21 protein-coding genes and 2 tRNA genes are annotated in these 26,691 nt (G+C 67.7%); 4 read left to right on the forward strand and 19 right to left on the reverse strand.

What is annotated here, in order from left to right; all coding sequences use genetic code 11:
• Positions 1–42: 42 nt before the first annotated feature.
• The 7 genes from ABZ909_RS38975 to ABZ909_RS39005 form a co-directional block, all read right to left on the reverse strand.
• On the reverse strand, positions 43–2,376 hold the full coding sequence (locus tag ABZ909_RS38975) for a hypothetical protein (protein WP_357010604.1): 2,334 nt from the start codon (positions 2,374–2,376) through the stop codon (positions 43–45).
• 27 nt (positions 2,377–2,403) lie between these two features.
• Positions 2,404–2,475: transfer RNA gene (locus ABZ909_RS38980), tRNA-Arg, on the reverse strand.
• Between the two features lies 1 nt (position 2,476).
• A tRNA-Lys gene (locus tag ABZ909_RS38985) sits at positions 2,477–2,551 on the reverse strand.
• Positions 2,552–2,606: 55 nt separating this feature from the next.
• Entirely contained in the window at positions 2,607–3,431 is an 825-nt protein-coding gene (locus tag ABZ909_RS38990; protein ID WP_357010695.1) for a class I SAM-dependent methyltransferase, read from the reverse strand.
• Positions 3,432–3,629: 198 nt separating this feature from the next.
• Positions 3,630–4,469: a lysophospholipase gene (locus ABZ909_RS38995; protein WP_357010607.1), complete on the reverse strand. Its 840-nt coding sequence runs from the start codon at positions 4,467–4,469 to the stop codon at positions 3,630–3,632.
• 162 nt (positions 4,470–4,631) lie between these two features.
• A complete protein-coding gene (locus ABZ909_RS39000; RefSeq protein ID WP_357010610.1) occupies positions 4,632–5,999 on the reverse strand; it encodes a M20/M25/M40 family metallo-hydrolase in 1,368 nt (455 codons plus the stop codon).
• Positions 6,000–6,003: 4 nt separating this feature from the next.
• Complete coding sequence (locus ABZ909_RS39005) at positions 6,004–7,740, reverse strand: CocE/NonD family hydrolase (protein ID WP_357010613.1); 1,737 nt, start codon at positions 7,738–7,740, stop codon at positions 6,004–6,006.
• Positions 7,741–7,809: 69 nt separating this feature from the next.
• Between ABZ909_RS39005 and ABZ909_RS39010 the strand changes: the two genes are divergently transcribed.
• Together ABZ909_RS39010 and ABZ909_RS39015 are read left to right on the forward strand one after the other, a co-directional pair.
• The gene (locus ABZ909_RS39010; protein WP_357010616.1) at positions 7,810–8,367 is read left to right on the forward strand and encodes a GyrI-like domain-containing protein; all 558 of its coding nucleotides are present in this window, start codon (positions 7,810–7,812) and stop codon (positions 8,365–8,367) included.
• Positions 8,368–8,790: 423 nt separating this feature from the next.
• Complete coding sequence (locus ABZ909_RS39015) at positions 8,791–11,073, forward strand: LuxR C-terminal-related transcriptional regulator (protein WP_357010619.1); 2,283 nt, start codon at positions 8,791–8,793, stop codon at positions 11,071–11,073.
• 116 nt (positions 11,074–11,189) lie between these two features.
• Here the strand turns inward: ABZ909_RS39015 and ABZ909_RS39020 are convergent, their stop codons facing one another.
• The 12 genes from ABZ909_RS39020 to tsaA all read right to left on the reverse strand — a co-directional run bounded on the left by ABZ909_RS39020 (position 11,190) and on the right by tsaA (position 25,195).
• Positions 11,190–12,506: an epoxide hydrolase family protein gene (locus tag ABZ909_RS39020; protein ID WP_357010697.1), complete on the reverse strand. Its 1,317-nt coding sequence runs from the start codon at positions 12,504–12,506 to the stop codon at positions 11,190–11,192.
• Complete coding sequence (locus ABZ909_RS39025; protein ID WP_357010622.1) at positions 12,437–13,816, reverse strand: cytochrome P450; 1,380 nt, start codon at positions 13,814–13,816, stop codon at positions 12,437–12,439. The genes ABZ909_RS39020 and ABZ909_RS39025 overlap by 70 nt, the downstream gene beginning before the upstream one ends.
• 84 nt (positions 13,817–13,900) lie before the next feature.
• Positions 13,901–14,770, reverse strand: a complete 870-nt coding sequence (locus tag ABZ909_RS39030) for an alpha/beta fold hydrolase (protein ID WP_357010625.1) — start codon at positions 14,768–14,770, stop codon at positions 13,901–13,903.
• Positions 14,771–14,919: 149 nt separating this feature from the next.
• Positions 14,920–15,945 (reverse strand): ParB N-terminal domain-containing protein, encoded by a 1,026-nt coding sequence (locus ABZ909_RS39035; protein ID WP_357010628.1) that lies wholly within the window; start codon positions 15,943–15,945, stop codon positions 14,920–14,922.
• 533 nt (positions 15,946–16,478) lie between these two features.
• Entirely contained in the window at positions 16,479–17,006 is a 528-nt protein-coding gene (locus ABZ909_RS39040; protein WP_357010631.1) for a hypothetical protein, read from the reverse strand.
• Between the two features lie 86 nt (positions 17,007–17,092).
• Positions 17,093–18,001: an oxygenase MpaB family protein gene (locus ABZ909_RS39045; protein WP_357010634.1), complete on the reverse strand. Its 909-nt coding sequence runs from the start codon at positions 17,999–18,001 to the stop codon at positions 17,093–17,095.
• Between the two features lie 294 nt (positions 18,002–18,295).
• Positions 18,296–19,558, reverse strand: a complete 1,263-nt coding sequence (locus ABZ909_RS39050; RefSeq protein WP_357010637.1) for a dihydrolipoamide acetyltransferase family protein — start codon at positions 19,556–19,558, stop codon at positions 18,296–18,298.
• A gap of 15 nt (positions 19,559–19,573) precedes the next feature.
• Complete coding sequence (locus ABZ909_RS39055) at positions 19,574–20,557, reverse strand: alpha-ketoacid dehydrogenase subunit beta (RefSeq protein WP_357010639.1); 984 nt, start codon at positions 20,555–20,557, stop codon at positions 19,574–19,576.
• Between the two features lie 22 nt (positions 20,558–20,579).
• Complete coding sequence (gene pdhA, locus ABZ909_RS39060; RefSeq protein WP_357010641.1) at positions 20,580–21,764, reverse strand: pyruvate dehydrogenase (acetyl-transferring) E1 component subunit alpha; 1,185 nt, start codon at positions 21,762–21,764, stop codon at positions 20,580–20,582.
• A gap of 11 nt (positions 21,765–21,775) precedes the next feature.
• A complete protein-coding gene (gene lpdA / locus ABZ909_RS39065; RefSeq protein ID WP_357010643.1) occupies positions 21,776–23,233 on the reverse strand; it encodes a dihydrolipoyl dehydrogenase in 1,458 nt (485 codons plus the stop codon).
• Positions 23,234–23,408: 175 nt separating this feature from the next.
• Positions 23,409–24,611, reverse strand: a complete 1,203-nt coding sequence (locus ABZ909_RS39070; protein ID WP_357010645.1) for a helix-turn-helix domain-containing protein — start codon at positions 24,609–24,611, stop codon at positions 23,409–23,411.
• A 77-nt stretch (positions 24,612–24,688) separates the two neighbouring features.
• A complete protein-coding gene (gene tsaA / locus ABZ909_RS39075; protein ID WP_357010647.1) occupies positions 24,689–25,195 on the reverse strand; it encodes a tRNA (N6-threonylcarbamoyladenosine(37)-N6)-methyltransferase TrmO in 507 nt (168 codons plus the stop codon).
• Positions 25,196–25,407: 212 nt separating this feature from the next.
• On the opposite strand from tsaA, the gene ABZ909_RS39080 reads away from it, so the two are divergent.
• Together ABZ909_RS39080 and ABZ909_RS39085 are read left to right on the forward strand one after the other, a co-directional pair.
• The gene (locus ABZ909_RS39080) at positions 25,408–26,274 is read left to right on the forward strand and encodes a sigma-70 family RNA polymerase sigma factor (protein ID WP_357010650.1); all 867 of its coding nucleotides are present in this window, start codon (positions 25,408–25,410) and stop codon (positions 26,272–26,274) included.
• A gap of 135 nt (positions 26,275–26,409) precedes the next feature.
• Entirely contained in the window at positions 26,410–26,580 is a 171-nt protein-coding gene (locus ABZ909_RS39085) for a hypothetical protein (RefSeq protein WP_357010653.1), read from the forward strand.
• Positions 26,581–26,691: the final 111 nt, after the last annotated feature.

Genomic DNA, 26,691 nt, shown 5'->3' on the forward strand with positions numbered 1-26,691 from the left:
AGTGATTCGGGCTTCCGGCATCGTCAACCGAAACGGTTGCGGTCAGCCGAAATACCAGTGGCGTCCCACCGCCCAGCCGAGCAAGCGGCGGCCGGTGCCGTTCGGCTCGAGCCCGTTCCGCACGAACCTGCCGCCTGTCACGATGTGAGCCAATCCCGCGACGGCCGGCTCCAGGCGCGGGGCGGCGCGTTGATCGATCAGCCGGTCGATCTGGCCGGTCTGGGTGGCGAAATCGCAATAGCTGAGCAGGAATACGCCCTGCCGCCACGCGTAGGCGGCGTTCTTCACCTGGATGAGGGCGGCATGACCGTGGGCGGGCTGACTCAGGCGCTGGATGATCCGGTCGAAGGTGCGGTTCGCCAGATCGGGCGCGGACTCGCGCAACTGTTCGCCCAGATCCAGAGCGTCGACGAGGACCGCCAGATTGTGAGTGGTCAGGATCTGGCTCTGCTCCAGCAGCGCGCCATTGCGGGCGACATAGTCGTGCCGGGTGCCCGCCTCGACGGCGCGCCGCGCGCACAGCTCCGTGAAATCGGTGGCAGTGGCCTTGCCCCAGCGGATTTCGCTCCGCGCACCCGTGCGCCATTCGTCGGCCGACGGCAGGTCGTAATACCGCTGGTACAGGGTGCCTGCCAGCGTCCGGCTCGCAATGATCGCCGCCGCCCGCCACTTCTCGGTGAACGTGCCCATGAAAATATCCGCCGCCACCTCCTCGACCAGCGGCACCCGCAGCCCGGCCTGCTGTGCGAGGGTTTGGAATTCCCGCACCAGCGGGTTCGGCAGCACCGCCTCCGGAAAGGACTCGATGGCCAGCAGGGCCGTCTGCCGCAGCAGCCGCCGCGCCGCCGAACCACCACCAGGCTGCACCGGACCGGTTCCGCCGGTGGACTTCCCAGCGAGGGTGCGTAGCGCGTTGAGGGCTGTGACCCAGGGCAATTCGTCGAACCGCACCTGATGCTGGAGGTCGAGCAGCAGCAGGCTGCGTCGCTGCCGGAAGGCCGTGTACAGCTGCTCGTACAGGCTCGCGGCCACCGGATCCGCGATATCGGCGGCCAATAGCCGCGAGGTGAGCTGCGGCAGCACCGCCGCCAGCACCTCGCCGGAACCGATGATGCCGCGCCGGACCAGCTCGTCGGCGGGCGCTTCGAGCGCGCGAATCGCCTTGTCCTGCAAATGCTGCGGGATCGCGGTGCCGTCGGCGATCGCCACCCTGTCGTCCGCCCCGATCGGCGTGGTCACGGGGTCGAGGGAGGGCAGGCCACCGTCCGCGGGGAAGCGTTCGATGCGCGTCACGAGGACGCCGGCGAAATCCGTATACAGCGGCGCGGCAATAGCGGCGGCCTGTTCCGCCCGCGCGGATTGCCGTGCGGCGCTACCGGGTTCCCCGTGCCGGGCGACGGTGTTGGCCAGCGCCCGCCGAACCCGGTCGATCTGCCGCGGGCTCAGTTCATTCGTGTCGCTCAGCAGCGCCTCGTGCAGGCGCGCGAAGTTGCTCTTGCGGTGGGCGTGGCGGCCGCGGAACTCGTGGGAGCCGCGGGCGGACTCGAAATCGGCCAGCCAGCGGGCACGTTCGTGCATCCAGTGGGGCGGGAGGGTGCTGCCCGGAAGGCCGCCGGTGACGGTGCCGGTGCGGTCGAGGCTCGGGAGGTCTCCATCGACGATGGCGCACCAGAGTGCGACCAGGCGCTCGTAGAGCGGGGTCCAGACCTCGATGGTGGCGTGCATGAGGGTCAGCTGTTCCGGGGTGCGCACGGCGCGCAGACCGTCGGCGGCCTCGCCGACGGTCGCCACGCGCACCGCCGCGCCGGACGGACGGGCGACGGGGTCGAAGGCGGGGGTGAAGCGTAGGCGCGACATGTGCGGGCGGAGTTCGGCGACCAGGTCGAGGGCCTGCTCGGGAAAACCCTTGTCCAGCAACAGGGCTACGACGGGCAGCGCCGCGTGCTCGGGGAGCTGGATGCGATAGTGGCCGATGCGCAGGGCTTCGAGGAGTTCGGCCTGGCCGGCGTCGCCCAGGTACCAGAGATCGAGGCGTTCGCGGGGGTTGTCGCCGGGCACCTCGGCGGGCAGGTCGGCGAGTCGTTCCGCCTCGTCCTGGGTGAGCGGGGCCTCGGCAAGGGCTCGGCCGGTGGTGAATCCGCCGTGCGTGACCTCCAGGGTCACCCAGGCGGGTAGGTCGGCGACAGGGGTGCGGCTGCCGACCGTGACGCGGCCGCTCGTCAGCCCGTCCAGAACCTCGCGCCACCGTTGTGCCTTGGCCTCTGCTCGCCGCCGTTCGGCCTTGTTCGCCCCGGCCCGCGCGATGGCGGTCAGCGCGCGGGACAGCTGCCCCGTCGCATACCGCTGCGGACCGTAGCGAAAGACCTGATCGGACAAGGGAACTCCTGAATCGGTGACGAGCAGACCTGGCCGCGAGATTCGAACTCGCGCCCTCCCGGTCCGAAGCCGGGTGCTCTGCCGCTGAGCTAGGCCAGGGTGGGCATGGAGGCAGGATTCGAACCTGCGCCCTCCCGGATAAGAGCCGGGTGATCTACCGCTGATCTACTCCATGTGGCGTCCGGATCGTATCCGGGGTGGAACCGGATGCGCACGAACATTTTTCGATGTCAGGGTTTGCGCGCCTGGAGGGTGAAGCTGAGGGGCAGCCGTTCGGGGTGTTCGGCGAGCCGCCATTCGGAGTCCTCGCCGCACACCATGCGACCGGGCAGCGCCTCCCACGGCACGCTGTGGTGCTCGACGAGCTGGGTGAGGGTCAGGTCGGCCTGCAGCACGGCATCCACGATCTCGCCGAGGCCGTGATTCCACTCGTGGGTGGTGCTGTGGGCGACCGCCAAATCGGTGTCCACATAGGTGGTTCCGTCGTCGAACACGATCGGCTCCGGCGTCTCGAAGTACGGGTAGCCGAGGGTGAGAGCGTCGGTGCGGGCCTCGTCCACCGCCATCCGGACGGGATGGTCGTCACGGATGAACAGCCGCCCGCCCGGCCGCAGCAGCCCGGCCACCGTCTCGGCCCATCGGCGGATGTCGGGCAGCCAGCACAGCGCCCCGATGCCCGTGTAGACCAGATCGAATCGCGCAGCGCCGAGCACGGTTACGGCGTCGTAGACGTCGGCCTCGACGAAATCGATTGGCGTGGCGCTGGCTTCGGCGAGTTTGCGGGCCTCGGCCAGGGAGGCGGGGGAGAAGTCGAGGCCGGTCATGGTGGCGCCCAGTCGCGCGAGGGAGAGCGTGTCGGTGCCGATGTGGCATTGCAGGTGCACCGCGTCCAGACCGCGGATGTCGCCGAGGCGCGGCAGGTCGAAGCGGACCACGTGGCTCAGGAACGACGGATCGGTCCGGAATTTGTCGAGGGCGTAGTCGCCGGAACCGGCGTGCAGCGGAGCGCGATCGTCCCAATTGGCCCGGTTCAGGCGGCGGTAGTCGCTCATGATCCTCGACTGTGCCATGGATGCGGCGGCCGTCTCAGCTGATTTTCCGGATGCGTGTCGCCCGCGCCGTGCCCGGGCCTTCGACGCTTTCCGGACGGGGGTGCTGGACGGCGCGGACGCCTGCCTGACGGCCCACCGGTAGCGGCCGGAATCCGGTGTGGTGCAGCGGATTCCGGCCGGAAGACCGGTCGTACGGCCGGATCAGTTCGGCGGCAGGTGCGCTTCGAGCCAGTTCACCAGGTCGGTGAGCACCTTGTCCTGCTCGGGCTCGTTGTAGATCTCGTGGTAGAGCCCGTCGTAGCGGATGACCGTCTTGTCCTTCGACGCCGCGCTCCGCTCCAGCAGGTCGCTGCCGGTGGGCGAGGCGAGAGCGTCGGCGGCGCCGTGCTGGACCAGCAGCGGGGCGGTCAGGCGGTCCAGGTGGGACTTGACGAACTCGCCCGCGCGCAGCATCTCACCGGCGGTGCGGGCCGGGACGCCGCCGTGGTGCACCAGCGGATCCGTGTCGTAGGCCCGCACCACGTCGGGGTCGCGGCTCACCAGCGTCGAATCCAGCTTCACCACCGGCAGATTCGGCAGGTACTTCGACACCAGCGGCGCGGCCAGGCGCTGCACCGCATTGCCCGCCTCGATCTCGATGGCCGGGGCCGACAGCACGATGCCGGTCACCTCCGGCTGGTCGCGAGTGGCCAGGTAGGCGGTGGTGAGGCCGCCCATGCTGTGGCCGATGAGGAAGCTCGGCAGCCCGGGATGGCGTCCTGTGGCGGTGGCGAGCATGGTGCGCACATTGTCGGCCGCGGTATCCAGCGAGACGACATTGGCCCGCGGGCCCTCCGACTTGCCGTGCCCGGTGTGGTCGAGCGCGTAGACCGCGAACCCGGACTCGGTCAGCCGCTGCGCGACATGCGCGTACCGGCCGGAGTGCTCGGCATACCCGTGCACGATCACGGCGACGGCGCGGGGTTCGCCGTCGGGCAGCCACGCCTGCCAGAACACGCGGCCCTCCGCTCCTTCGAATTCACCGGTTTCCGTGCGGGTCATTCGCCGCTCCCTTCGGTTCGAGGTCGTCATGCTGCCGGAGGACGCGCCCGCCCAACACGGTGCGCCCGAAATGTCGAGTACCGGCGGAGTCATTCTCGCGCATCCGGTGCGTGGCGGGGCCGGACGGGCGAATCCGTGCGGTGGGATCGGTGGTTGCCGGGGTCAGCCGACCAGGCGGTCGAGCAGCAGCCGGTTGAATCGGATCAATCGGGCGTAATCGGCGCGGGAGATGCGTTCGTCGGTGCCGTGAATGCGCTCCAGATCGGTGGCGGTCAGGATGATCGGCGCGAAATTGCAGCGGGTGGCGGCGAGATCGTCGTAGTAGCGGGAATCGGTGGCGCCCGGGACGATGCCGACCGTGACCGCGATGCCTGGCGCCACCTCGCGCGCGAGGGCGGCGACGAGATCGAAGTCCGGGCCCGCCGATGGGTCGGCCGAGGGCTCCGAGGTGGTGCCGTCGAGTTCGATGGACACAACCTTGTCCCGCACCACCTTCCGGCAGTGGGCCAGCACGTCGGCCACCGAATCGCCCGGCAGGATGCGGAAGTTCACGAACGCCTCGGCCCGCTGCGGCAGCACATTGGGCTTCACGCCGCCGCTGATCATGGTCGGCGCGGTGGTGGTCCGCACCAGCGCCTCGGTCTGCGGCCGGGCCGCCAGCACCCGCGCCGCGATGGCACCGGCCACGTGCACCAGCCCGAGCAGCGTCCGGCGCGGTTCGGACATGAATTCCCGTACCCGCGTGAGCATGTCGACCGCGACCGGCGTCAACCGCAAGGGGAACGGGTGATCCTGAATCCGCGCCACCGCCCGCGCCAGCCGCCCGACCGCGGTCTGCCGTCCCGGCATGGACGAATGTCCGCCCACATCGGTCACCGACAGCCGCACCGTCGCGAACCCCTTCTCGCCCACCATGATCGTGGCCACCGGCACGTCGATCCCGTCGGCCACACCCGTGGTGATCACGCCGCCCTCGTCGACCAGCAACCGGGCCCGGACGCCGGCGTCACGCAGCCGCTGCGCCATCCGTCCCGCGCCCTCGGCGCCGAAGATCTCCTCGTCGTGCCCGAACGCGAGATAGATGGTCTCCCTGGGTCTTACGCCGGCACTCAGCGCCCGCTCGACCGCCTCCAGAATCGCCAGCACCCGGCTCTTGTCATCGATAGCCCCACGCCCCCAGATGAATTCGTCATCCACCACCCCATCGAACGGCGGATGCGTCCACCCCGCCAGATCGTCCACCGGCACGACATCCTGATGCGCCAGCAGAATCGCCGCCACGGCCCCATCCGGCCCACCATCGGTGGCCGCCCAGCGGTACAGGCGGCTGTGGCCGAAGGTTTCCCAGGTGAGGTGGGTGTGGACCAGTGGGAAGGACTGTTCGAGGTGGGCGGTGAGGTGGTCGAATTCGGTGGGGTCGATGCGGCTGCGGTCCTCGTAGGAGACGGTTCGGCAGCGTAGCGCCGCGGCCAGCCGCTCGGCGGTGACATCGTCGACGGTGGGGGCGTCGGTCGGCGCGGTGCTGGTCATGGGCCTAGCCGCCGGCCCTGGGCGGGAAGTTCACGGTCACACTGGCATTGTTCACCACATCGGGGGCCAGCGAGACCGACTTCTCGTTCCGCCACTTCGGAATGGCCTCGCTCATGTCGCCGGGCAGGTCGGGGTTGCGGATGGTGGCGAGCAGCGGCAGGTGGATCTGAGCCGTGGTGACGGTGACCGGTGCGAAGGCCGGCGGATGCGCCCACACGTCGTCGACCACGTCGGTGATGCGGATGCCGATCCGGTGGCCGGCGGCAATGGGCCAGTCCTGGGCGAGCAGCCGGACCTGGGCGGTCGGGGTGACCGGGGCGATGCCGCGGGTGATGACGGTCGCTCGGTTGTTCGGGTCGATGTCGTAGACCTCGACGGTGACGGCCGCGGCGGCGGGCCCGTCCAGGCCGAGGGTGGCCGTCGCCGCGCCGGACAGGTGCTGGTCCTGGTCGAGCGGCTGGGTGACGGTCCAGATCTCGCGGTCCGCGCCCGGGAGCAGGCCGCGGTCGTTGTAGCGTCCGGTACGCAGATCGATGTCGAGGGCGTGGCTGTCGGCGGGCGGCCATGCGGTCTCCGAACGCCACCGGCCGTCGAACTGGCCGACGGTGATCCGGGGTCCGGGCACCCCCACATCCTTGGCCGCCACGTGCCGGTCGAAGAATGCCAGCAGCTCGGCGGCGAAGTCGGGCGAACCACATTTCTCGGTGCAGTCGCGGTGACCCCACTGCCCGAACCAGGCCTTGTGCTCGCCCGGGCCGAGCGCGTTCCACAGCGGGAAGACCCGATCGGGGCGGGTGTTGTAGTCGACGAAGCCCTGGCTGAGAAACAGCGGAATGGTGTTGCCCCGCACCTTCTCAACCAGATCCCGGTCCCGCCAGAATGCGGAATTCGCGTCGTGGTTGGTGGTTTCGGCGAGGTAGTGCTGATAGCAGGCCGGATCGATGCTCGAAGCATTCGCTTTGTACTCGGCCGAATCGGTCGGATGCGCGGGCGTGGAGGCGATCAGCAGATGCTCGAAGCCCGCGAGATCGCCGGGCCGGAAGCCGTTCTCACTGATCGGCTTGAGTGAGAACTTCCAGGCGATGCCCTGCATGTACAAGTAGGCGTTGGGATCCACGACCGGCTCGAAGGCGGCCACCGCCGCCAGGCCCGCGGGCTGCTCGGCCAGTCCCATGAGCCCGGTCCAGCCCTCGTAGGAGGTGCCGGCCAGCCCGACCCGGCCGGTCGACCACGGCTGTCCCGCAGCCCATTCCACCGCGGTCTTCACATCCGACCGCTCGCCCGGCCCGCCGAAGTCGGGGCAGCCGTTGGAGCCGCCGAACCCGCGCAGATCCACGATCACGTAGGTGTATCCGGCCTGCAGGAACATCGACACCGGCAGATCGTCGGTGGACGGCCCGCCCGCGAGCCGCGGCTCGCTCAGCCGCATGAGGTGTGCCCGGTACGGGCTGACGGTCATGATAACGGGCGTGCGCACATCGTCGGCGATTCCGACGGGCCGCAGCACGTCCGCGTGCAATCGGGTCCCGTCCGGTGCGGTGATGAACTCCTCGTGCCATTGAAACCGCGCCTCGGCCCCCGCCCGCCCCGGCACCGCCACAGCTCCCACCACCAGTAGCAGCACGCCGATCAACGCGCGCCACAACACCATCCGCATGCTCACCATAGTGACCTTGGTGGTTGCGGCGGCCGCGATCCAGCCCCAGGAACCGGGGTGCGCGGTCCGTTTCCCGGTCGCCACACCGCGCCGGGTTTGACCCTCCCGTCACGGGAGACCGCATTCTCGAATCGACCCCGAGGAGGAGCAGCCATGAAACTGGACCTGACCAAAACCGACAGGCACTACTACGACGCCCCCACCGACCCCGTCCTGCGCACCTTCCGGACCTGCAACTACGCCACGGTCAGCGGTGTCGGCGCACCCCTGGGCGACGCCTACACCGAGGCCGTCTCGACCCTGTACCGAGCCGCCTACGGCGCGAAGAAGATCGCCAAGGCCGAAGGCAACGACTTCGTGGTCCCCAAGCTGGAGGGCCTGTGGTGGGTCGAATCGGACCGCCCCGCCCTGCAGGTGCCGCGTGACGAATGGCACTGGACCATGATGATCCGCATGCCCGATCCGGTGACCCCGGACATGGTCTCCGGAGCCACTTTCGAACAGCTCACCGAGGGCGACGCGATCCAGGTGATGCACCGCGGCCCGTACGCCACCGAGCCCGAGACCCTCGCCCGCATGGAAACCTTCATGGTCGAACACAACCTGACGATGAACGGCCGCCACCACGAGATCTACCTCTCGGACCCGCGCCGGGCCCAGGATGCCGCCATGCGCACACTGCTTCGTCATCCGGTCCGCTCCGTCTCCTGACGAGGGAGGTCTCACCGTGGCATTCGATTCCCGGTTTCGGGTGTCGCCGTCGGCGCGTTGCGGAGTTGGTCGGTCACGATCACTGTGACCGAAGCACCAGCATAGGGGCAACGTGACCGCCTCCCGGAGCGCCACGCACGGGCCGTAGGTGGTTCCAGCGGCCGCAGTCCAGGTCCACCCGATACCGTCGATCGCGTGTGCCACCTGAATTTGCTTCGCCCGCAAGGTGAATGGTGGCTGCGCCTACCGCCGTGCAGGGTGAAGGACGAGGGCAACTATCTGTCAGGCTCGGATTGCTGCGCCCGCTCGGCGAAACGTGACGAGTTCACTAAACTCGTGAATCGATAGGCAGCGGCGCCAGATTCCATGCCGGACTGGCCGCGCGTCGTCCACCCGAGCTCCAAAACAGGAAACAGGTGGAGAATGACCGATCTTCAGTCCCTCCGGAATGCCCCGGCAGCAGACCATCGCAATCCGATCCTGATCGGACGGGATTCGCAGCTGGCGGAGCTTCGACGGCTCGTCTTCGACCAACGGATTCGGTTGCTGACCGTGACCGGGGGAGCCGGCGTCGGCAAGAGCCGCCTGGCCGCCACGGCCTTGAGAAACGGCGAGACTCCAATCATCGCAGTCGATTTGGCCGAGACGAGTGATCTCACACAGGCCTGGCGCGCAATACTGGATGCGATCGGGCGCACTCCGGAGCCAAGCGCCGCCGCACCGGGCCCTGATGTCGTCGCGGCAGGCATCGGTACCGAACCGATGATCCTGCTGGCCGACGATTGTGATCATCTCGCCGGGGATCTCGCCGACGGATTGTCCTTGTTGCTGGCCCGCTGTCCGAATCTCGCCGTGGTCGCGACCAGCCGACGCGCGCTCGACCTCTATCAAGAGGTCTTGTACCTGGTGCCGCCCCTACGCACCACGGCTGTACCCGACCGGCACGGGCTCAGCCCCGCCGCGCAGCTGTTGTCGAACAGCATCGAAACCCGGTTTCGCGGTGCCGCGGCCGCGGCGGACCGATCCGTACTGGAAGAGATCGCGACCGAATTGGACGGCGTGCCAGTCGCTTTGGAACTTGCCGCGACCGCCATCGGCCGCTTCGGCGCCGAGCGGACACTCCGGCGGATCCGGTCCGGGCAGCCGCTGCCCAACTCACCATTCGTCGATATCCCGGTGCGGCACCGCAGTATTCGATCCTGCGTGGAGTGGGGAATGACCGACCTCGACGACGTGGCCGTCATCCTCTTGCTGCATGTCGCCGCGTCCGATGTGCTCACCGATCTCGAGGAAGTTCTGCTGCTCAGCGGAGAGCAGCGCGACATCGTCGCCGAGAAACTGGTCGAACTGGTCAATCGCAGCCTGCTCGACCACGCGGTCGCCGACAACGGCCACTACACCTATGCGATCTCCGGTTTCACCCGCTCGTTCTGCCGACAGCTGCTGCACGCGGATCCAGAGCGCGCCGCGCGTGTGTCTTCCCGGCGGGCCGGCGGGCTACGCCGGCTCGCAAACGAGATAACGCGGCTGCTGTCCGAACCCGGCAGACGCCCTGCGGCGCTTCGCCTCATCGATCGCTGGTTGCCCGATCTGATCGCGACCGTCCACTACCTGATCGACCACAGCGCATACCGGGACGCGATCCAGCTGCTGTCCGATCTGGAGGATGTCTGGATCGAGCGGGCGATGCTCGCGGACACCGAGTCGATCGTCGCCGCGCTACTGCTGGCCGCCGATTCGGATACCCGCGATCCCACCGTGGCGGCCGCCTGCCGTGAACTCCTCGGCCGCTGGGCCTTTCGCTCCGGGCGTTACCACGACGCGGTCCGATTGCTCGCGGCGGTGGTCGGCACAACCGACCCCGCCCTCGCCTACCGGACCGCCCGATACCTGGCCCATGCCTACCACGAGATCGGCAAGACCGCGCAGGCGCGAGACTTACTCGACGGTTTTCCCTTGGCCGCCGCGACGCCCGGGGAACAGGCGGTCGGCGAGCTCATGGAAGCGCTGATCGATCTCGGCGACGGACCGGTGGACGACGACGAAACCTGGTTGGCCCTCCGCGATCGTGCCGCCGAGCTACCGCGTCGCCGCGATCGGCTCGCCGTCCTGAACGCTCTCGGCCGTACCCTGCTGCGCGCCCGGGCTCCACATCGCGCACTGGAGGTCTTCCATCTCGTGTTGCGCACGCCGGAACCGGTGATGAACCTCCTCGAGCTGGTTACGGCGCTGGAGGGTTGCGCGCGCGCCTATCGTGCCGCGGGCACGGAATATTCCGAACAGATTCACCGGCTCTCGGCGGCGGCGCACTGGATCCGGGTCACGTACTCGTTTTCCCAGCTCACCGAGCATTCTCCGGGACTGCCCGTCGAGGGATTCGAATCGTCGAAGGAGTCGGAGGATCCGGCTGTCAGCGCAATCGGCACGGTCCTCGACATCGACGAGGCCATCGCCTATGCGCTGTCCACGCCACTACTGTCCAGCGCGGATCTCGGATCGCCGCTGCTCTCCCGGCTTACCAAGCGGCAACTGGAGATCGCTCGGCTGGTCGCCGAAGGCATGACCAACCGAATGATCGCCAGCCGCTTGGGAATCGCGGAATGGACGGTGGTGAACCATCTACGTCAGGTCATGACGAAGCTGGATTGCCCGTCCCGCCTGCATGTCGCGCTCGTCATCGAGCGGGGGACGCAGCAGACCGCATGACGGACGGCCGTCGGTAGCGGCGATCGGCAAACCGCGCGACCCGCACGATCGCGGCGGTGGAGGTGGACCTGCCGGTGGTGGGCAGTGCCACTCCGAGATCCATCACTCCTCCTCTGTCACCGCAGGTTTCGGAAGGTAGCCCGAATGTCTTCGACGACCGCTTCGGGGTTCTCCCAGGGAGTGAAGTGACCTCCCCGGTCATGTGCTCCGAGGTGGACCGGGTTGTACCAGCCCTTGTGGCGCACATCGTCGAGGAAGACCCGGACCCGGTCCTCTGTGCCGACACCGGGTGGGTTCTCGAAACCGAGAAATGTGAAACCCGTTGGGGCTTCGATGATCGGCACTCGGTCATGGGATGGCTGCCACGGATATCGGTTAGCGTTGACATAGGACCGAACGGACGTGGTGATGGTATTGGTCACCCACCACAGGGTTGCGTTGGCCAGCAGATGGTCGCGGGGAAATACGCTTTCGACATCGCCGTCGGAATCGCTCCACTCGGTCCAGCGCCGCAAGATCCACGCCAGCATGCCGACCGGCGAATCGGCGAGACCGAGCGACAGGTTCTGGGAATCGAGAATGTGGACCGCAGCGTGCGAGGCATAGCGGTACTGGAAGGCCAAGATCCCGTTCCGGATCTCGTCGGGCACGCCCGGCGGAACCATGAATCCGCCGGTCCCGTCCCACGGGCGTTCGCCCTGAAACACATCGAGATGGACGGGGTGACCTAGCCAGATACCGTGCAACGCAGCTGCATTCGCATGGCCGAGCTGCGCGGTGATCAGCGCGCCGTAATCCGCGCCGCCGGCGGCGTACTTCGCGAAACCGAGGTGCTCGGTCATCAGCGCGTGCCACAGTTCGGCCATCTTCCAGAAGTTCATATCCGGCCGGTCGATGGGCGTGGAGAAGCCGAAGCCGGGCAGCGACGGCACGATCACGTCGAACGCGTCGGCGGGATCGCCTCCGTAGGAGGCGGGGTCGGCCAGCGGCTTGACGACCTTGGTCCACTCCCGGAAGCTCCACGGCCAGCCGTGCGACAGGATCAGGGGTATCGGCGCCGGCCCCTTGCCCCGTTCCCTCAGGTAATGGATCGGGACGCCGTCGACCAGCACCCGATGGTTGTCATAAGTGTTGATCTCGGTTTCTGCTGCGCGCCAGTCGAAGTCATTGATCCAGTAGTCGACCAGCTCCTTCATGAACGCGATGCTGGTGCCGTAATAGGTCTCGTGCTCGTCGATGTCGACCGGCCAGCGGGTGCCCATCAGCCGGGCCTTCAGATCGTCGAGTTGCGACTGCGGAACCGAGACGACGAATGTGTCCGTGGAATCTGTCATGGATGTGGCCTCCTGATCCTGGAGTTCGATCACTTCACCCGCCGCCTGATGAGCATCGGCATTCCGCCCTCTGGACCGAGCACGCCGCGCATACGCCATTTCGGTGCGTACCCAGGGACCCGCTCCGGAGCGAACAAGCGGGCCAAGGTGACCAGTAGGATCTGCGCCTCCAGATAGGCGAAGCTCCTGCCGATGCACACCCGAGGCCCCGCGGAGAACGGATGAAAAGCGAAAGGATGCATGCGCTTCTCGGCGTCGTCCGCCCAGCGATCCGGATCGAATCGCTCCGGGTCGGCCCAGAATTCGGGATGCCGATGCGTCAGATAGGGTGCCACCACCACGATCGAGCCCGCCGCCGCGACGTGCGGGCCGATACGCACCGGCTCCACCACGTCGCGCAGGTAGAGCGGCGCGGGCGGATGCAGACGCAGGGCCTCCTTGATCACGCAGAGCGAGTACGGCGCCCGTTCGAGGTCGTCGACGGTGAAATCGTCGGGCAGGGCATCCACCTCGGCCCACAGCCGGACCGCGGCCTCAGGGTTGTTGGCCAGCAGATACCACACGAAAGCCAGTGTGCGCGCAGTAGTTTCGTATCCGGCGATGAACATGGTCACGCACTGATCGCGCAGCACGCGGTCGGCCCGGTCGGCTGGGCCGAGCTTCGCCTCGTTGGCGATCATCTTGGTGAGCAGATCAGCGGGACGGTCCTCGACCGGCATCCGCCTGCGCTCCGCGATCACACTGAGAATGAAATCGTCGACACGGCGACGAGCGTCGTCGTAGCTCCTTCGGCCCGACGTAGGGATCCACTCGGGCGCCTTGAACTTGTCGGTATTGCGCCCGGAGGTATACGTGATCATGATCTCCACAGCGCCCTTCAACTGGGCGATCACCTCCCGGCCCGCCGTGCTGAAGAGCGTCTTGAGCAGGATGGAGGCGGTCAGGGTCGCCATTTCGGGCACCATGTCCACCGGTTCGCCACCCGCAGACTCCGGCGTCCACTGGGTACTGAACCACCGCACGTCGTCGAAGAACAGCGGCACATACTCGCGCACGGACTTCGGCGTGAAGAAGGGCGCCAGCACCTGCCGCTGCGACTTCCATTGCGCGCCAACGCTGGTCGCGACGCCTTCACCCATCCAGTACTTGCGTACCGGATCGTAGCTCGCCCCCTTGGTGTACTTGTCCATCTGCTCCAGCGTCACCATCCGGACGTGATCGGGGTGCGCCAGCACGACGATCCGGCGCGGACCGACCCGAAGCTCGGAGACGTCTCCGTGCTCGCGCCACAGCTGCTCGACCACGCCGAGCAGACCGTACTTCTTGGTGTTCACGGCTGTGGCGATGCCGTACTTGTCATGGGTTCCGGGCATGGGGAGTATCTCGCCGTTGCCGTCCCTGGCCTCCATTTGTGAATGATCCACCGGACAGCCGTTGACGTCAGCCATTTCTATTCCACCTCGAAACGAATTGTAGATCGAAATTTGCGCACTTCAGGCCAAGGCCCGGGAATCTTTCGACGACCCGACCACAGTCGACTTCCCGATGAATTCCGCCGCCATCGCCGCGACCGACTGCGGTGATTTCAACCACGACATGTGGCCGAGTCCCGAGTCGATGACCTCTCGACGCAGCGGAGCGCGGCGGAATTTACTCACCAGCAGGTCGGTCTCACGAATCGAAACGCGGCGGTCTCCCGAGAAATTGATCGCGAGTACCGGGGTCTCACTCCGCCGCATCGCCGCTTCGTAATCGAACTCGGCTCCGTGCAGCTCGAATCTGCCGGTCAGCACCATATGCGCGATGTCCATGGCCAAACCACGGGTCGGCCGTCCGAGGACCTTGGTGGCCGGCGCCCACCCGGTCCTGGCGATGGCGCCGAACAGCGCCTTGGCCAACAACCACTGCGGCTTGGACACCCTCCGCAGCTCGTCCACCGGCGCAAGCCCGGAGGCGACCAAGATCAGCCCGGCAATGCGCTGATCACGGGCCACATGGCAGGCGGCCAGCTGCCCGCCGAAGCTGTGCGCCATGACATAGACAGGGCGTCCGGGTGCGAGACCGCGCGCGTATTCGGTGGTCAGGTGGTAGTCGTAGATGATCTGGTCATGCATGCCGTAACGGCTGGACCGTTTCGGGCGCGGAAACGAATTCCCTTGACCGTGTAGTTCACCGACCACGACAGTGAACCCCTGACGACTAAGCTCCGACGCGAGCCCGGAATACAGCATTCCAGGCGCTGCGATGCCGGGCCAGACGATGACAACGGGCGCATCTTCTGCATTTTCGGCAGGGAACGTATTGGCCACGGATACGGTGCCGTCCGGTAACTCTATGGAATGTTCTGATCGCATGTCGGACATAGTTGGAGACCCTTTCCACTGCTCGTTTCGGCGCAAGCCGGAATTTTGCGAATCTACGGCCAGAGGTTAGAGGTTCGCATAATTCCAGCGCAATAGACGGGTGTGGTGGATGTTCAACTGCCATCGCGTTGTCATTTGAACACGAGACGCTAATTCTTTTGGGGTTCCCCGATCGCGGCCGGATGGATACCATCGACCAGCGTCCGCGGGCGTGCGGCCAGTTCATCGGCGAATTTGTGCCAGCCCGCGGCGCATTCGCGAGCTATCTGCGCGACCAGGTCGGCGCAGTGCGGTGGCACGGTCATGACCAGCTGTTCGCGGGTGCGCTCGCCCAAGAGTGGAGAGCTCAGCAGCCTGAGTAGCGTGCGGCCGGAACCGGTCAGCCGCAGGGACGGATCCCGGTACATCGCACTCAGGAGCTCGCTGGCCGTCTGGTCGCGGACGCGGACCGGCTTCGGTGTTCGCCGGCCTCGCTCAGGCACCGGGGCCTCACCCCGATCCAACCGGGCTCGGACATCTCGTACCGTCGCCGGCGAAATGCCGGCAGCGTTGGCGATCTCGCGCAAGGAGGCATCCGGCCGTGCCGCGAGGAGCCGGCTCGCCCGGGTGCGTCCCGCGGCGCTGTCCACCGGCCTGACCTTGCCGTCACGCCCGAGCCTGGCCGCTACCTGCGGGACGGAACCATCGGAATCGGTCCGGAGCGCCGCGATCGTCTTCGCCGCCAGGCCGGTGACCGTGGACAGCGCGCGATCGGACCACTGCGAGTGGGTCTGCAGCAGCCGCAGCGCTGCTGCAGTTCGGTCGGCGGACGACAGCGGCAGTCCGTGATAGATGTTCGCCCGCACTGCCAGCACGAATGCGTCCGACTCGTTCCCGTCGAAGAACACGACCTCGATCCGAGGGTCGCCACGTAACTCGGCCGCCCGCAACCGATGCACACCGTCGATCACCCGCATGGTCGGACGGTGCACCAGGATCGGCGGCAGCCGAGCCTGCGATTCCGCCAGCATCTTGACGTGCTCGGCATCCACTCCGCCGATCCGCGGATGATCCCCGACGAGCAGCGTCGCTGTCGCGGCCCAGACCACCTCGCCCTCCCCGCCGCCGAAGGGGACTTCCGCACCCGACATCGACCCTGCCGCTCGCCGCACCGGCGGTTGATCACTCGATTTCATGGCTCCCCTTGTCCCTCAACGGATTTGATAGCTGGTGAACCTTCGCACCGCAAACGACATTAGAACCCGTTCATCAGGCGGTCCAACGATGAATCGGGCCATGCCCGCGCCCCGATCGACGCCGGAGTGATCCGAAGATCGCATCAATATGGTTGTGCCACATTGCATTTCATGGAAACCCAATGCGCTTGCATCCATGCCCGATCTGATGACGCGTAGCAATACATTGCTGTCACGAAACGTGTTTCAGTCATGTTTCCGTAGGTGGAAGGTGCGTTCGGTGCCGCTGCCGGGCGAACCAACTTCATCTGCCCGGCGCCGTGCAGCCACGAGTTCGTGCACCGGCCAACACTCGTGGCATTGGGCAGTGAGTTCGACAATCTGCGATCTCGACGCGCCCAATGCGATGACGAACCCACAGCGCCTACACCCAGCAGCTGCTGGAACCCGTCGTCCCCGTCCGTCCCGCGACGACCTCCGAGCGCGTCCGCGAGCTCATCGAACTGCTCCTGGAATCCTCCAATGAACTGATGTCACCCTGTGGATCCATCAAGTTCGGGGTTTGCCCACGGCAGGATGTGTTCGGGCGCATTGTTGCCAGCGTGTTCGAGGAACGCCGCCTCCGCGTCCATGCCAAGGTCGGCACGCATCAATGCGCGTAGCGTTCTATATGCAATCTGAGCTTCGCGCCAGGCGTCCAGCATCCTCTTCACGTCGGAATCTGCACCCCGGGCAACCATCTGAGTCATGTCCATCCTCGGCCGCATGGCCTCCAATATCCAGGCCCGAACATGCTCGGGCGCAAAGAGGTTCACCGAGCCCAGACCACGGATCGCTGCTTCGTATGCGGCATCGAGGCGGTCCAAGTCTCCGGGTATCACATCCCTGTCTCGCACCGGTCGGAACAACGCAGCATCCCAGTACTCGATGGAGCCCAGTAGATGGGCGTAGGCATCACTCCGGGCAGCGAACAGCCGATCGTCTTGATGCCTGGAGATGTCACGTTGCCACCGGCGATCTTCGCGCCACGCCGCAATCAATTGCGCACCCTCCTCCGCCACCCCGTCCGCCCCGTTTTCTGACGAGGGAGCTCTCGCTGTGGTTTTTCGCCCGATTTCCCGCGCTGAGAGCTCCCCGATCCCGGTGATTACACGGGACGGAGGTTGATCATCTTGCGGAGGCGGGCGCGGTCGCGTTCGAGGCGGCGGGCCTCGTAGGCGATGGGGAAGTAGCGGATGCGCTCGGGGAGCAGGGGGACGGTGCGGCCGATGACGCGACCCAGCAGGCGCAGGGCGCGTTCGTCTCTGGCGGTCCACTCCAGGCCCAGCCGGTCGCGGACCAGCTCGGGAGTGGTGCCGACGGTGACGAAGTACTGGAGGCGGCCGACCGGGTTGGTGACCGCGCGCCAGACGGGATGCAGTGGAGCGGGGATCTGCTTGGGTGGGGCGATCTTCCGGATCACCTTCAGATAGTCGTAGGCGACATTCGTTGCGACGAGGTGGTTCTCGACCTGATCCTGGAACCAGGGCTCCCATTCCGCATAGGTCGCGGGAATCTCCTTGGGGGCCACCGAGAAATTGCGCATGAGCTGCACGGTTTCCTGGTAGTAGGACTCCTTGTCGGCGTCGGTGAGCTTCTCGCCGGAGAAGTACTTGTTGCCCTCCGTGAAGGCGAAGACGCCGGTGTGCAGGACCCACGCCCAGGGCGCGGACGCGAGGGCCTGGTGCTTGACGCCCTGGGCGTCGGTGGAGTTCAGGGTGGCGTGCATCCGCCGCAGCCGGTCGGCCTCGGCGAGCGCCTCGTCACCGCCATAGATCCACATCATGACCGAGGCGATACTGCGCGTGGCCCGGCCCATCGGGTCGGTGCGGAAGGTCGAGTGCTCGTCGACCACCGCGGCGATGGTCGGTTCCATGGTCTGCAGCAGGAAGGCGGACCCGGCGGTGAGGGAGAAGGTGAGCAGGCCGACGTCGTCCCACATCCGGCTGCCGGGTTCGAACGCGCGGCGTTCGGGACGGCCGTTGGTCTCATGGTCGAGCGCGGCGGCGGTGGTCATCCTGATCTCCTTTGATCACTCCCGCCGGAGCGCCACACTCCGACAGAATGAGAGAGTTACTAACAAATCTTCTCATCATGTCGCGAGCATGGCAACCGTCACCGACCGTTGAGACGCGAAAGGCCGGACGGCGGGGACCGGCCGGGTAACCCGGTCCACGCCATCCGGCGTTCACTACCCGCCGCCGGGTGAGTTCGGCTTCCGGTCTCGCGGTGTGGCATGGGTAACCGCGCGCGCCGGATGGCGGGCGACGTCCGATCCTGGATCGAAAATCGGACGGCGATCGGGGCGTGACTAGGTCACGATGCGCAGCGGGTGCTCGATGAGCTCCTTCAGCTGCTGCAGGAAGCGGGCCGCGACGGCGCCGTCGATGGAACGGTGATCGGCCGACAGCGTGACGCGAAGGATCTTGCGCGCCACCACCTTCTCGCCGTCCAGCTTCAGCTCGTCCTGGGCCGCGCCGACCGCGAGGATCGCGGACTCCGGCGGGTTGATGACCGCGGTGAACTGCTCGATGCCGAACATGCCCAGGTTGGAGATGGTGAAGGTGCCACCGGACATGTCATCGCCCTTCAGCTTCCGGTCGCGGGCGCGCGCGGCCTTGTCGCGGCCCTCGGCGGCGATGGCGGACACGCTCTTGCGGTCGGCGTCGTGGATGACCGGGACCAGCAGGCCCGCCTCGGTGGCGACCGCGATACCGATATTGATCGCGTTGTGCCGCAACAGCTTGTCGCCCGCGAAGGAGACGTTCACCGCTGGATCCAGGCGCAGCGCGGTGGCGACCGCCTTCACCAGCAGGTCGTTCACGCTGACCTTGCCGGAGCCGGCCTCCTCCAGGGTCTTGTTGATCTGCGTGCGGAAGGCGAGCAGCTCGGTCACATCGATCGCACTGGTGAGATAGATGTGCGGGGCCTGCTGCTTGGACTCGGTGAGGCGCTGAGCCGAGACGCGCTGGATGGTCGTCAGCGGGATCTCTTCGTAGTCGCCGGTGGCCGGAGCGATCGCGGGAGCCGGGGCGGCAGGAGCCGGGGGCACGGCGGCGGGAGCGGCCGGAGCGACTGCGCTGCCTGCGTTTTCGACATCCTGCTTGGTGACGCGGCCGCCGGGGCCGGTACCGGTCACGGCGGCGATGTCGACGCCGAGTTCCTTGGCGACTTTGCGGGCCAGCGGCGACGACTTCTTGCGCTCGCCGGACTCGGCCGGAACCGCAGGGGCACTGCCGTTTCCGGCGGCTGCAGCCGAATTCGCCTGCACGCTAACGGTCGTGGCGGCGGGAGCCGGCGGCGCGGGTACGGGAGCCGCAGCCGGAGCGGAGGCCCCGCTGCCGTCGCCGAGAATCGCGATCGGCTCGCCGATGGCGACGGTGGTGCCGGGCTCGGCGATGATCTGCTCGAGCACGCCGTCCTCGTAGGCTTCGAGCTCCATGAGCGCCTTGTCGGTCTCGATCTCGGCGAGGATCTCGCCGGCCTTGACCTGGTCGCCGACCTGCTTGAGCCAGGCCGAGACGATGCCCTCCTCCATGGTGTCGGAGAGCCGGGGCATGGTTACTTCAGGCATGATTCCTTCCGGTTCTCAGCGTCGCTTGCCCACGGCGGCAAGGGTTTCGAGGGCGGCCCTGTAGAGGGAGTCGGGCGACGGGAGCGCCAGCTTCTCCAGGGGCTTGGCGTAGGGCAGTGGCACCTCGGCCATGGCCACCCGGCGCACGGGGGCGTCGAGGTAGTCGAACGCGCCGTCGGAGATGGAGGCCGCGACCTCCGCGCCGATGCCGTAGGTCAGCCAGTCGTCCTCGCCGATGACGGCACAACCGGTCTTCTTGACCGAGGCGACAATGGTGTCGCGGTCCAGCGGCCGCAGGCTGCGCAGGTCGACGACCTCCGCCGAGATGCCCTCGGCGGCAAGCTTTTCGGCGACCTGGGTGCACACGGTTGCCATGCGCGAGTAGCCGATGAGCGTGATGTCGGTGCCCTCGCGGGTGATCGCGGCCTTGCCGATCTCGGCGGGCGGCAGGTCGTCCGGCACCTCGCCCTTGGTGTTGTAGAGCGAGAGGTTCTCCAGGAACAGCACCGGATCGTCATCGTCGATGGCGGCCTTGAGCAGCGCCTTCGCATCGGCGGGGGTGCTCGGCGCGACCACCTTCAGGCCCGGCACGAACGCGTAGTACAGCTCGATGTTCTGCGAGTGCGTCGCGCCGAGCTGCTGGCCGCCGCCACCGGGGGTGCGGATGACCATCGGCACCGACGTCTGCCCGCCGAACATGCCGTAGATCTTGGCGGCGTGATTGACGATCTGGTCCAGCGCCAGCAGCGAGAAGTTGATCGTCATGATCTCGACGACCGGGCGCAGGCCCAGCATGGCGGCGCCGATGGCCGCGCCGACGAAACCCTCTTCGGCGATCGGGGTGTCGCGCACCCGCTTCTCGCCGAACTCGGCCAGCAGGCCGGCGGTGATCTTGTAGGAGCCCTCGAACACGCCGATCTCCTCCCCGATGAGGAAGACGTCGTCGTCGCGCCGCATCTCCTCGCGGAGGGTCTCGCGCAGCGCTTCACGGTAGGTCATGACAGCCACGGTGATGTCCTTTTCAGGCGGTAGCGGTAGCTTGCGCAACTACGGAGGGCCCCGCATCGGGCACAGCGAAGAGCGGATCGCCGGGCAGGCGACGGGAATCGCCCGCGACCGGGGTCGCGTAGTTGTAATCGAACAGGGTGGCCGGGTCCGGGTGCGGGGACTGATCGGCGAAATCGACCGCGGCGCGGACGCGTTCCTTGACATCGGCCTCGATGGCGGCGGCGGAGTCCTCGCTCAGCACGCCCGCGTCCAGCAAGCGGTGGTGCCACAGCACGATCGGGTCATGCTCTACCGCGGTCGAGACGGCGTCCTCGGTGCGGTACTTGGCCGGGTCGACCACGGAATGGCCCTTGAGGCGGTAGGAGACGGCCTCGAGCAGCGCGGGCTTGCCCTCGCGGCGGGCGGTTTCGATGAGATCGCTCGCGACCTCGCGCACGGCCAGCACATCGGTGCCGTCCACGCGTTCACCGCGCATGCGGTAGGAGGACGCCCGCTTCCACAGATCCGGTTCGGCGGAGGACTTCTCGACGGTGGTGCCCATGCCGGTCTGGTTGTTGATGACCAGGAACACGACGGGCAGGTTCCACAGCGCCGCGATGTTCAGCGACTCGTGGAAGGCGCCGATATTGGTGGTGCCCTCACCCATCTGGCACACCACGACGTCGTCGCCGCCCCGGTAGTCGATGGCCAGTGCCGCGCCGATGGCGAGCGGAACCTGGCCGCCGACAATGGCGTAACCGCCGAGCAGGCGGGTTTCGGTGTCGTACATGTGCATCGATCCGCCCCAGCCCTTGGAGGTGCCGGTGGAGCGGCCGTACAGCTCGGCCATGACGCGGCCGGGCTCGATGCCCTTGGCCAGCGCATAACCGTGCTCGCGGTAGTTGGTGAACAGATAGTCCGTGGGCCGCATGGCCTTTCCGACGCCGACGACGGTGGCTTCCTCACCCAGGTTGAGGTGGCAGTAGCCGCCGATCTTGGCCTGCTGGTACGCCTGCGCGGTGCGCTCCTCGAAGCGGCGGATGAACAGCATGTCCGTGTACAGCTCGCGCAGCGTGTTCGCATCCGTGCCGCCGAAATCGGCTCCGCCGAGCAGGTTTTCGGCTGCGTCCTTGCCGAACGCGGCTACGTCGGCGGTCTTGTCGGCCGGGCGGGTCGCCTTGCGCGCCGTCTTGCGCGGCGCGGCGGTGGTCGTGGTCATGACGGAACTCCTCAACGCTTCCGGGGCGGCGCGACGTGAACCGGCAGGCCCAGCCCGACCAGGGCGGCCTCCATGCCGATCTCGCCGAGGGTGGGGTGGGCGTGAATGGTGTCGGCGAGCTCGTCGAGGGTCGCCTCCAGCGAAATCGCCAGGGCCCCTTCGGTAATGAGATCGCTGGCCGACGGGCCGATGATGTGCACGCCCAGCACCTCCTGGTGCTGCCTGCCCGCGACGATCTTCATGAAGCCCTCTTGATCGCCGAACGACTTGGCCCGGCCCAGTGCCGCGAACGGGAACTTGGCGGTGATGACGTCGTGGCCCGCGGCCTTCGCGGCGTCCTCGGTGAGGCCGACGCTCGCGATCTCCGGGTGGGTGAAGGTCGCGGCGGGGATGACGTTGTAGTCGATGTGGGCGTCGTGGCCGGCGATGGTGTCGGACGCGACCAGGCCCTGATGCGAGGCGACGTGCGCGAGCAGCGCCTTGCCGGTGACATCGCCGATGGCGTAGACGTGCTCGACGGCGGTGCGCAGCTGCGCGTCGACCGGGATGAAACCCCGTGCGTCGGTGTCGATTCCGGCGACGTCCAGGCCCAGCCCGGCGGTATTCGGGCGGCGGCCGACGCCGACCAGCACCACGTCCGCGGCGAGCTCCTGCGCCTGCGGGCCGCCGACGGTGACGGTGAGTCCATTGCCGCTCTGGGCGATGGCGGTGACCGTCGCGCCGGTCAGCACCTTGATGCCGCGCTTGGTGAACGAGCGCACCAGGGCGGTGCCGATCTCCTTGTCCTCCAACGGAACCAGGCGATCCTGCATCTCGACCACGGTGACATCGCTGCCGAACTCGTGGAACAGGTTGGCCCACTCCGCGCCCACCGCGCTGCCGCCGATGACGACCAGGCGCTTCGGCACCTCGGTGAGGCCGAACGCGCCGTCGGAGGTGATCACGCCCGGCAGATCAGCGCCCGGGATGGGGAGCACGGCCGGGATCGAACCGGTGGCGACGATGACATCCTGCGCGCTCACGGTCCGGACGGCGTTCGCGGTCGGGGCGGCGGCGTAGCGCGGGCCGCCCTCGAAGATCGGCGACGGACCGGCCTCGACCACCTCGACGGTGGTCGGGCTCGTGAAGCGGGCGTGGCCCTCGATGACGGTCACGCCATTGGCCTTCAGCAGACCCGCGACACCGTCGGTCAGCTCCTTGACGATGCCGTCCTTGCGCTGCCGCACCGCGGCGTAGTCGAAGCGCAGGTTATCGGCGTAGATGCCGAAATCGGCGGCGTGCGCGATGGTGTGGAAGACCTCGGCGGAGCGCAGCATGGCCTTGGTCGGGATGCAGCCCCAGTTCAGGCAGACGCCGCCAGGGCGTTCCTTTTCGGCTAGGGCCACTTTCAGGCCCCGCTGAGCGGCGCGGATGGCGGCCACGTAACCGCCCGGACCGCCGCCGATCACCAGAAGATCGAATTCCGGCACTCGTGGTGCTCCTCGTTCTCGATTGCTCGACCCGCCATCGGTTGTGATGCGAGTCATTCCGATCGAGTTTGTCGGTCACCAAATGCACAATCAATGCACTCAAAGCCCATATATGACAGGGCGGGACTGGGCGCAGAGCACAATTAGTACCCGTGAGTAGCGTGTTTTCGGCGGCTCAGTCGCCGGTGGCGCCGGTCAGGTCCAGGGCGGCCAGGGCGAGGGAAAGCTCCAGGTAGGCGCGCTGCCCCTCGAGCGGGCGGCCGAGCAGCAGGGTGATGCGCTGCAGGCGGTTGATGACCGTGTTGCGATGGCAGTGCAGCTTCGGTGCGGCGTTCGCGGCCGAGTAGTTCTCGGCCAGCCAGACGGCCAGCGTGCGCAGCAGGATGTCGCGCTCCTTGGGCGGCAGATCCAGCACCGGGCCCAGCGTGCGCGCGACGAGCAGATCGGTCAGATCGGGGGAGCGCAGCAGCAACGCCTCCGGGTAGCGCTCGTCCAGCGAGACCAGCAGCCCCTGTTCGTCACCGGGCACCGTCTCCAGCGCGAGCACCGCCAGCCCGTGCGCGGTATCGATCGCCGCCAGGCCCGGCACCGCCGGGGACACCCCCGCACGCCCCCGAACTAGAGGCCGAATCTGTTGCAGCACAGCGGAACTCCCGCGATGCTCCAGAGACACCAGCCCGACGGTGGAATCCACCCGCTCGTGCCACACCGACCGGATCCCCGACACCCCCAGCGCCGCCTCCGCCCCCATGTGCAGCCGCGGCCCGCCCTCGCCGCGCGCCACCACCACGAGATACGCGCCGTTCGCGGGCAGATTCAGCTCGCGTCCCGCCCGCGCGGCGAAGGTGGCGTCGTGGGCCCGCCCCGCCAGCAGATCCTCGATCAGCGAATGCCTGCGCCGCTCATCGCTGCGCACCCGGTCGAGTTCGGTGTTCCGGTACGAGGTGACCAGCGCCGACGACATGCCGTCGACCACCGCCCACATTGCCGAACCGACCAGCCGGGTCTCCGCCGAACCGATGTCATCGGCCTTGTCCAGCAACGCTTCCCACACGATCTGGCCGCCCAGCCGGAAGGTCCGCAGCATGGCCTCCAACGGCACGCCCTGCTCGGCCCGGCGCCGCCCGATGGCCGCGGCCACATCGTCCCCGTCCGGATCCGGCGGCTGCCCGCCCAGTAGATCCAGGATCCGCGTCAGATACCGCCGGCACCCGTCTCGCAGGTCCGCCCGCGGCACCGCCGTGTAGTCCGTCCACCCCGGATTGTCGGTGAAGATGGCCGCGATCAGCTGCTTGGTCAATGCGGGCACCTCGGCCTGACACGCCGCGGCCAGCCGCTGCGTGCCGACCGCCGGGATCGGATGCCTGGGTGCCGCCATGACCCTCAACCTACGCCGCGGTCCCGGACGCTCGTCCACACCCGGTCGGCCCGGCGCGGGTGGGGTGGCCCGGTGCGTCAGCGGGTCTCGATCGAGCCGAGGACGGGCTTGATGTCGAGGATCGGGGTGCCGTCGATGGCTTCCAGGCCGGCTACGCCGAGCACCTCGGGGGACACCGTGGTGATGGTGACCTCGTGCAGGCCGATCGGGTTGGGGCGGTCGGGGGAGCGGGTGGCGAAGACGCCGGTGGGCGGCCGGGTGCGATCGCCGCGCGGATTGACCGCGAGGACATCGCGACTTCCGGCGTGCAGCCAGGTGAGCAGCACGACGCGCATACCCGGGCGCAGATCGGCTGCGGCCGCGGCGAATTCGGGGGCGAGGACGATATCGGCCGGCGGAGCGTCCTCGTCGGCCTGGCGCGGCGCGCCGGTGCGGTCGGTGAGCGGGGAGCGGACCCGGCCCACCGGTCGCACCTCGAAATGATCGGGGTTGTCGGAGTGTTCCGAGGACAAGATCGTCTGCTCCTTCCACCGTGGCGATGCGGCGGCCATGCCGTGCGGGGTCGAGGCCGAAGCCCTGGCCATTGCCGTTATAGCCGACGTGGTGGGTGGCGTCCATGATCGGATCCTGGCCGAGGGCGATGGTGAACCGAGTCTTGCCCCCTCTGACCTGGTGTTTCGTCGCCGCTGTCACATTCGGCCGGGTTGCTCGGTCAGGGAGGTGTGGGCCCCGATTTCCCGGATGCGCCCGCACGGTTCGGATGGACCGACCGGTCGTGATCGAGGAGACTTCGGCAATGGGCAACGAGCGTGACGAACTGGACCTGGTGGCACGGGAATTCGAGCTGCAGCGTGGTCGGCTGCAGGCGCTCGCACACCGCATGCTCGGCTCCACCGCCGAAGCCGAGGATGCCGTCCAGGAAGCCTGGCTGCGGCTCAGCCGCTCCGAGACCGACGGGATCGACAATCTGGCCGGCTGGCTCACCACCGTCGTCTCCCGCGTCTGCCTGAACATGCTCCAGTCCCGCAGCACCCGGCGTGAGGACGCGCTCGCGGACTACGACGCGCCGGAGGCCACCTTCGGCCCGGAACAGGAAGCGCTGCTGGGTGATTCGATCGGCGCCGCGCTGCTGGTCGTGCTCGACACCCTGACCCCCACCGAGCGACTGGCCTTCGTCCTGCACGACATGTTCGCCGTACCGTTCGAGGACATCGCCCCCATTCTCGGCAAAACCCCCGCCGCCGCCCGGCAACTCGCCAGCCGCGGCCGCCGCCGCGTGCGCGGCGGCGACGAGATCGCCACCGACCGCGAACGCCAGCAGGAAGTCGTCAACGCCTTCCTGGGCGCCTCCCGCGGCGGCGACTTCGCGGCCCTGCTGGAACTGCTCGACCCCGACGTGGTGGTGCGCGCCGACGCCATCGGCGTCACCATGGGCGCGGACCCCGAAGTCCGTGGCGCACAGGCGGTCGCGACCACCTTCGCGGGCCGCGCCAAGGCCGCCCGCCCGGCCCTCGTCGACGGCCTCGCCGGCCTGGTGTGGTCGACCGGCGGCACCGCGCGCGTCGTCTTCGATTTCACCGTCGTCGACGGCCGTATCACCGCCATCGAAATGCTGGCCGACCCCGATCTGCTGGGCGATCTGACTCTCGAAGTGCTCGGCTGAGAGCGGTCGTCAAGGAATCGTAAATCCGCGCGCGGCGAGCAAATATTCACGGGAGATTAACGGCCGCACCGATGTTCGATGGGCAGAATGAATTGTCGAACATCCTGACCCATCGAGGGGAGTGCAATGAACGTAATGGCCGCTCCGGCGCCGGCCGCGTCGATTCCGGTCTTCGACTCGGTGTCGCGGCGGGTGCGGGAATTCGTTGCCCGCCAGCTGCTCCCGTCGCGGGAAAGTGACGAGCGGACGCTGGCCCGCACACCCCTCGCCATACTCGGCCCCGCCCCGATGCCCCGACAGCGGTAAGCCGATCACCAGGAAACCGCGACGGCTCTCCAGTCGACACCGCCGCGGCTTCCGCTGATCGGACTGGGCGCCACGGTTTTTCGCCGACGCCGTGTTTTGACGGCGTATGAT

The sequence above is a fragment of the Nocardia sp. NPDC046763 genome, from assembly GCF_040645495.1.
In the GTDB taxonomy this organism is placed as follows: Bacteria; Actinomycetota; Actinomycetes; order Mycobacteriales; family Mycobacteriaceae; genus Nocardia.

Bases quoted from the DNA above. Each gene is read 5' to 3' on its own strand.
- ABZ909_RS39030 (WP_357010625.1), bottom strand. From the start codon at position 14,770: ATGTCCGACATGCGATCAGAACATTCCATAGAGTTACCGGACGGCACC.
- ABZ909_RS39050 (WP_357010637.1), bottom strand. From the start codon at position 19,558: ATGCCTGAAGTAACCATGCCCCGGCTCTCCGACACCATGGAGGAGGGC.
- ABZ909_RS39025 (WP_357010622.1), bottom strand. From the start codon at position 13,816: ATGGAGGCCAGGGACGGCAACGGCGAGATACTCCCCATGCCCGGAACC.
- ABZ909_RS39000 (WP_357010610.1), bottom strand. From the start codon at position 5,999: ATGACCAGCACCGCGCCGACCGACGCCCCCACCGTCGACGATGTCACC.
- ABZ909_RS38995 (WP_357010607.1), bottom strand. From the start codon at position 4,469: ATGACCCGCACGGAAACCGGTGAATTCGAAGGAGCGGAGGGCCGCGTG.
- ABZ909_RS39045 (WP_357010634.1), bottom strand. From the start codon at position 18,001: ATGACCACCGCCGCCGCGCTCGACCATGAGACCAACGGCCGTCCCGAA.
- ABZ909_RS39055 (WP_357010639.1), bottom strand. From the start codon at position 20,557: ATGACCTACCGTGAAGCGCTGCGCGAGACCCTCCGCGAGGAGATGCGG.
- ABZ909_RS39080 (WP_357010650.1), top strand. From the start codon at position 25,408: ATGGGCAACGAGCGTGACGAACTGGACCTGGTGGCACGGGAATTCGAG.
- ABZ909_RS39035 (WP_357010628.1), bottom strand. From the start codon at position 15,945: ATGAAATCGAGTGATCAACCGCCGGTGCGGCGAGCGGCAGGGTCGATG.
- ABZ909_RS39085 (WP_357010653.1), top strand. From the start codon at position 26,410: ATGGCCGCTCCGGCGCCGGCCGCGTCGATTCCGGTCTTCGACTCGGTG.
- ABZ909_RS39015 (WP_357010619.1), top strand. From the start codon at position 8,791: ATGACCGATCTTCAGTCCCTCCGGAATGCCCCGGCAGCAGACCATCGC.
- ABZ909_RS39070 (WP_357010645.1), bottom strand. From the start codon at position 24,611: ATGGCGGCACCCAGGCATCCGATCCCGGCGGTCGGCACGCAGCGGCTG.
- ABZ909_RS39010 (WP_357010616.1), top strand. From the start codon at position 7,810: ATGAAACTGGACCTGACCAAAACCGACAGGCACTACTACGACGCCCCC.
- tsaA (WP_357010647.1), bottom strand. From the start codon at position 25,195: ATGGCCAGGGCTTCGGCCTCGACCCCGCACGGCATGGCCGCCGCATCG.
- pdhA (WP_357010641.1), bottom strand. From the start codon at position 21,764: ATGACCACGACCACCGCCGCGCCGCGCAAGACGGCGCGCAAGGCGACC.
- ABZ909_RS39020 (WP_357010697.1), bottom strand. From the start codon at position 12,506: ATGGCGTATGCGCGGCGTGCTCGGTCCAGAGGGCGGAATGCCGATGCT.